The organism is Saccharopolyspora sp. NPDC000995 (assembly GCF_053599315.1).
Genome location: NZ_JBSFLZ010000211.1, coordinates 1 through 6326 on the forward strand (window position 1 = coordinate 1; position 6326 = coordinate 6326).

Genomic DNA, 6326 nt, shown 5'->3' on the forward strand with positions numbered 1-6326 from the left:
CCACCACGAAAACCTCATAGGCACCCACAGTTCCCACCCCGCACTCCTGGCTCAACGCAAGCGAGCCACCCGGCGTCGCGACGAGTTGGGAATCGGCCGCAGTGCCTGAACCAGCCATCGCAGGATGTTTCCCGGTATGCCATTCATCGCTGGCTCCCGAGCGGATCGGTGTCGATCCAAGGCTGCGCCATGCGTTCGACCCGAATTAGAGCACTACGTCACTCATGCCTCCGGTGTAGTTCAGAGGCACTTGGACTCTCGCCCCGGCGAACTCCGGACAGTCACAGTGACGGCATCGAACGCGCTGATGAGGAGTCGTGAATGCGAGCGTTCCCCGCGACCTTCGGGCTGACATCCGGCCAGACGGAGCAGATCATCCGGCTGGCCGCGTTGGCTCCATCGCTGCACAACAGCCAGCCGTGGCGCTTCCGGATACTGCCCCAACTGATCGAACTCCACGCCGATCCGAAACGGCACCTGCCGGTCGCCGACCCCGAGGACAGGGAACTGCGGTTGGCATGCGGGGCGGCGCTGTTCAACCTGCGACTCGCCCTGGAACAAGTGGGCATCCGGCCGGTGGTGACCTTGTTCCCGCGCCTGGCGGCCGCCACCACGCTGGCCGAGGTACGCAGCGGCGGCCAAGCTCACCAGCGCCCGGACAACCTCCGATGCTACGAGGCGATCACCGAGCGGCACAGCCATCGGCATCCGTTCCGAAACATCCCGGTGTCCACACAGGACCGGCATTTGCTGATGCGCGCTGCTCACGAAGAGCAAGCCTGGCTGCACGTGGTACAGCCAAGCGAACACGGCACACTTGAGGGGTTGGTGCATCGTGCGCATCGAGCGCAGATGGCCGACGCACGCTTCCGAACCGAGATGGCCGCTTGGATCGGACGCACCGATGCAACCACCGAGGGCGTGCCGGTGTCGGCGGCGGGACCCAAACCGGAACCCAAGGACCAGTGGGTGCACCGCGACTTCACCGCCGGGCACACCGAACGCGCGCCGGGAACCGAATTCGAAACCCACCCGTTGCTGGTCATCTTGTGTACCCGGCACAGCGGCCGGGAAGCAGACCTGCAGGCCGGGCAGGCATTGCAGCGGTTGTGGCTGACCGCAACCGCACAAGGCCTGGTCGCGTCGATGATCTCCGAGGTCGTCGAGGTGCCGGATACCCACGAGGAGCTCCAACGACTGCTCGGTGGAAACGTCACCCCACGAGCACTGCTGCGGATCGGCCACGGCGCACCGTCGGTCGCCTCACCCCGCCGTGACGTCGGCGACATGCTCGTCGACGGCGTCGCCGAAGCATTCGAAACCTGAGATTTCGCGTAGATCAACACCCAGCACCCGCGACCGTCTTGATCAGACCCCCTTCCGTGGCTGAGGAACGGCCCCGTCTGCCGACGGAGAGATGCCGTCTCGTACCGGAAAATCGTTCACGCGCGCGCATGCTTGGCCGCAGCGCGTAGGGTTGCACGCATGATCACCTTGACGAACGGCGACACCGTCCGCCAGTAGAGCGTGAATATCGGCGCGTGATCGGATCGTTGAGCGTGGTACGTCCGGGCCGCTGGAGTGGTAGCGAACGAGTGCGACTATTGCGACGACGGCCAGCGCCCAGAACAGGACCATGCTCATCGTCATCGTGGTCAATCCCCACGCACCCCAGCCGTAACCTGTACGGCACCACGTTGGCCTCCTCCGCTCTGCTCGTTCAGCGCGCCACGATGAGCGGACACGGCGCGTGGTGCATCAACTGCTGACTCGTCGAACCCAATGCCAGACCGGTGAGCGCCCCGCGCCCGCGGGCTCCCACGACTGCCACCTGCGCGTGCTGCGCGTGTTCGAGCAGGACGCGCGCCGGTTTGCCGTGCGCCACGATGCGGCGGACTTCGACGTCGGGGTACTTCTTTTCCCAGCGCGTGAGGGTGTCGGCGAGAATGCGCTCCTCTTCGTTCTGGATCGCCGCCGCACGGCCCTCGACGTGGAAGCTGTACCAGGCCTGCTCGGTGCCGACCGTGTGCCAGGCGTGGACGGCTTCAAGGGCCACACCGCGCATGGCAGCTTCCTCGAATGCCGTGTTCAGCACAGTTTCGAAGCCAGGCGAGTCGTTCACGCCGACCACGACGGGGGCGTCGGAGGCTTCCGTCGAGAGCTGTCGCACCACGGCGACCGAGCAGTGTCCGTGCGAGCACAGGCTGATCGCGACCGAACCCACGAGAAGCCCGGTGAGTTCGCCGAGGCCGCTTCTACCGACGACAACGAGTTGCGCGCGCCGCGACTCCGCAACGAGCACCGGTATGGCGTCGCCGGTCACCACGAAAGTCCGGACCTCCAGCACCGGGGCGGCTGCGGTTGCTTCTTGCTTGGCTCGGTGCAGCCATTGCTGGGCTTGCCGAGCCATGGCGTCGGCGTACGTTTCGGGCACCGGTGTCGTCGGCAGGTCCGGTAGGTACATCTGGGCGAGGATGTCGGCGAAGACCACGCGCAGCCAGGTGCCGCGCTGGTGAGCCTCGACGGCAGCCCAGCGCGCGGCGTCGAGCGCCGCTGAAGACCCGTCTATGCCCACGACGACCGGTTTTTCCTGTGTGGTGGTCATCGATCCCCGATCTTCGTCAGCGCCCACGGGCGGGTGTTTTGCACGGATGGTGCACGGCGGGCCGCTTCACCGAGCAATGCGGACTCGGCGGCGGACCACGCGTGCACAATGGTTGCCATCTACCTCGGTCCTGGCGGCGCTCATTGAGACCGCTCTTTCTCCGGGGCGTGTGCGACCGAGTCTTGCGCGATGCTGCGAACGAGATCGACCGCGGTGAGCACGCCGCACACCCGTCCGTGCCGCATGACCAGGACGGCATCGGTGTGGGCGTCGATCATGCGCTGTGCCGCAACACCGATGTCGTCGGTCGCGTCCACTCGGGGGCCCGGCGCCGGGCACAGCGAGCCGACCGAAGTGGTCGTCTTCGGGTATTGGGCCGCGATGCCCTGCAGCAGGTCTGCCACGTTCACCAGTCCCACGATGTCGTCGCCGGCGACCACGGCGAGGTGGTGGACGTCTCGCCGGTACATCTCGTACAGCGCATCCATCGCGTCCAGCTCGGGTCGGACCGCGACCACGGGGGTGCTGGCGAGGTCGAGCGCGGTTTCCTGGTCGGTCATGGTTCACCTCGAGAGGCCGTACCCGGTCTTGACCGTCGCGCGCCCCCAGCTCTCCAGCTAGGGGAGATGGTCACTGGTGTTCGCCGCCGTCAGACGCGGAGCTTGCGGATGAAGGGATCTTCGGGTTCGCGTGGCTCCAAGCGGATGCGCGCGTCCGGGATGCGAACGCCCTGCCCGGTGACGATCAGGGGGTTCAGGTCGGCCTCGGCGACCTCGGGGAGCAATTCAGCCATCCTCGCCGTGCGCAGCAGCACGTCGATCACGGCGTCGGTGTCCAAGGGATGGTCTGGTCGGGGGCCGAACAGTTGGGGGGCGGCCCGCAGTTCCTGGAGCATCTCCTGGGCGTCGCGGGTCGTGAGCGGCACGAGACGTCGGCTGCGGTCAGCGATCAGGTCGGTGTCGGTGCCTCCCATACCGAAGACGACGATCGGGCCGAACGAGGGTTCGCCGAGCACGCCGACTAGGAACTCCCGCCCCGGCTCGACCATGGGTTGCACCACGACACCGTGGAACCCGGCGCCGAATCGGTTCCGCAGCCGCGCCCATCCAGCGCGCAGTTCGGCGACCGTGGACACGGCGAGCACCACGCCGCCGGCTCGGCCTTTGTGCACGAGGCCCTCCGCTTGGGCTTTGAGCACGACGCTGCCGCCCAGCTCGTTGAACGCGGCACGGGCTGCGGCTTCGGTGTTGCATACCGTTGAGGACACTGTTGGGAGGCCGAATGCCGCGAGGAGTTTTCGCACCGCATCGGGTTCAAGCCAGCCGCCCTCGGGTGTTCGGGCCAGTGTCTCGGCCACGAGACGGTGTGCGGCAGCCACGTCGATGTGCGCGAGGTCGGGCACCGCGCCTTGCGGTCTGGCCAGCCAGCGGGCATACCCGGTGACATCGGCCAACGCACGGGCGGCCAGCGTGGTGTCGGCGAACACCGGTACCCGGATCTCACCGGCGGCAAGCGAGGCCAACGCTTCCCGCTGTCCTGCGTGCACGGCGAGCACCGGTTTGTCGTATCCGTCCGCGCGGGCGCGGGCCACGGCATCGGCGAGGATCGCACCCGGGTTGCTCACCGCGGTCTGCAGGACCGGAACGACCACGGCCTCGACTGCGGGGGCCCGCAACACGAGCTCCACGCTCCGGCCGAAGGCGGCCGCATCGATCGTGGCGGTCGTGTCGACCGGGTTTCGCACGCTGGCCTCTTTCGGCAGCAGTTCCGCGAGTTCACGTTCTGCCTGTTGCAGCACCGCGAACTCAAGTCCGGCTTGGGCGCAGGCGTCGGCGGCGAGCACACCGAGGCCGCCCGCATTGCTGATCACGGCCACGCGCGGCCCGGTAGGCAGGGGCTGCCAGCTGAGCACGCAGAGCACCGCGACGAGTTCTTCCAGATCGTCGACCCCGATCGCGCCCGTCTGCCTCAGCAAGGCGTCTCGGCTGCTGCGCGGGGTCGCGGTCGCCGCCGTGTGCGAGAGGGCGGCTTGCTGGGCGATCGGGCTGGCACCGCTGCGCAGTACGATCAGCGGCTTGGTCCGGCCGATCCGCCGCGCCAGCCACGCGAACTTGCGGGGGTTGCCGAAGGATTCCAGATACAGCACACCGATTTGGGTGCGTGCGTCGCGCTGCCACCACAGCAGCGCGTCGTTGCCACTCAAATCGTACTTGTCCCCTGTGGACACCATGATCGACACGCCCAGGCCGACGTCGTCGAGTCGCTCCAGCAAGGCGATGCCCACGCCGCCGGACTGCGTGGCGATGCCCACCTCGCCCTCCGGAATCCCCGCAGCGCTGAAGGTCGCATCTAGCCGCACGGCCGGATCGGAGTTGACCACGCCGAGGCAATTCGGCCCCACCAGCCGCATACCCCACCGACGAACGGCGGTGAGCAAGCCATCCACGATGGGCGGATGACCAGTGATTCCCGCTGCCACGACGGTCAGTGCACGCACCCCGCACCGTCCGCATTCCTCCGCCACATCCGGGACGCTGTCGGCAGGCACGCACAACACCGCCATTTCCGGCGGTTCCGGAAGGTCTGCCACGGATCGGAAAGCGGTCAGGCCGTGGATGTCGCCGCCATGGCGGTTGACCGCGTAGATCGTTCCGGTATAGCCGCCCTGGATGATGTTGCGCAGCACGGCGTTGCCCACCGCCGATGCCCGGTGGCTCGCACCGACGATCGCCACCGACGTCGGGCAGAGCACCCGACGCAGGCTGGCGACGTCCGCGACCCGCTCGCGGTCGCTGACCCTGGCGTAGTACGGCTCTCCGGAATCCAGCGCGATTCTCACCTGGTACGACGAACCGTCCAGGCGGGCGTCATACGGCAGGCCGCTGTCGCGGAGAACCCGCAGCATCGCCGTGTTCTCCGCCAACACCTCCGCGAGGAACGTCCGCACACCGCGTCGCCGAGCCGCCGCGACCAGGTGCTCCAGGAGCAAGGTCGCCACCCCGCGCGCGTGCCGCGCGTGCTCGACCAGGAACGCCACTTCCGCCGTTTCCGGGATCAGCACCTCGAAATGACCAACGCCGATCAGATGCTGACCGGTGAACATCCCGAGCGCCACCACATGCGCATCATGGGGTTCCACCAGTTTCTGCAAGAAGCGCTTGACTGCCGAATCCGAAGGTGTGCCGAAGAACCGGAAGTAGCGGTCCTCGTTTGAAAGCGCGCCGTGCAAGCATTCCAGCTCGGCGAGATCGTCAGGCTCCAGCGGGCGGACGGTGACAACGCTGCCATCCGTCAGCACCGCCCGCACGGCCTCCGTGCTGCCCACTTCTGGCACCGGACCGGCTCCCCTCACGCGATACCCCGTGCTTGTGAGAAGACCACCCCACCCCAACAGCGACGATAGGGCCCATCGGCCCTATCAGCACGACGGCCGTGGTGGGCAGCGTGGTCGGCGTTGCGGCCCGGGCATCGTGGGGAGCGCGAGGCGGCAAGGTGATCACCGCTGATGCCAACCACATCAGCGCCGATTTCGCCGCCGAGGCCGACAAAGCCGGGGCGTTCTGGCTCCTGCTGGCGAAGGGGCAACCGCCCCGCCTGCACCGGAGGCTGACAACCCTGCCCTGGAGCAACCAAGGCCGCGTAGTTAGCCCGTGGGTGGGGGCGTCAAGTGTTCCCGCTGAGACTGGTGGACGGGGTGATCCAGGCTGGCGCGAGGGCGTAG

Annotated in this window: 5 protein-coding genes; 2 read left to right on the forward strand and 3 right to left on the reverse strand. The window is 67.6% G+C overall.

Annotation, left to right across the window (positions count from 1 at the left end; genetic code table 11):
- Nucleotides 1-321: 321 nt before the first annotated feature.
- Nucleotides 322-1326 (forward strand): Acg family FMN-binding oxidoreductase, encoded by a 1005-nt coding sequence (locus ACWDKQ_RS34600; protein WP_450142978.1) that lies wholly within the window; start codon nt 322-324, stop codon nt 1324-1326.
- Between the two features lie 394 nt (nt 1327-1720).
- On the opposite strand, the gene ACWDKQ_RS34605 is transcribed toward ACWDKQ_RS34600, so the two are convergent.
- The 3 genes from ACWDKQ_RS34605 to ACWDKQ_RS34615 all read right to left on the reverse strand — a co-directional run bounded on the left by ACWDKQ_RS34605 (nt 1721) and on the right by ACWDKQ_RS34615 (nt 5930).
- The gene (locus ACWDKQ_RS34605) at nt 1721-2605 is read right to left on the reverse strand and encodes a universal stress protein (protein ID WP_450142979.1); all 885 of its coding nucleotides are present in this window, start codon (nt 2603-2605) and stop codon (nt 1721-1723) included.
- 140 nt (nt 2606-2745) lie between these two features.
- The gene (locus ACWDKQ_RS34610) at nt 2746-3165 is read right to left on the reverse strand and encodes a CBS domain-containing protein (RefSeq protein ID WP_450142980.1); all 420 of its coding nucleotides are present in this window, start codon (nt 3163-3165) and stop codon (nt 2746-2748) included.
- Between the two features lie 89 nt (nt 3166-3254).
- Nucleotides 3255-5930: a bifunctional acetate--CoA ligase family protein/GNAT family N-acetyltransferase gene (locus tag ACWDKQ_RS34615; RefSeq protein ID WP_450142981.1), complete on the reverse strand. Its 2676-nt coding sequence runs from the start codon at nt 5928-5930 to the stop codon at nt 3255-3257.
- Between the two features lie 119 nt (nt 5931-6049).
- Here ACWDKQ_RS34615 and ACWDKQ_RS34620 point away from each other — a divergent pair.
- Nucleotides 6050-6326, forward strand: a 277-nt coding sequence (locus ACWDKQ_RS34620; protein WP_450142982.1) for a hypothetical protein, incomplete at its 3' end; no start/stop codon positions are given.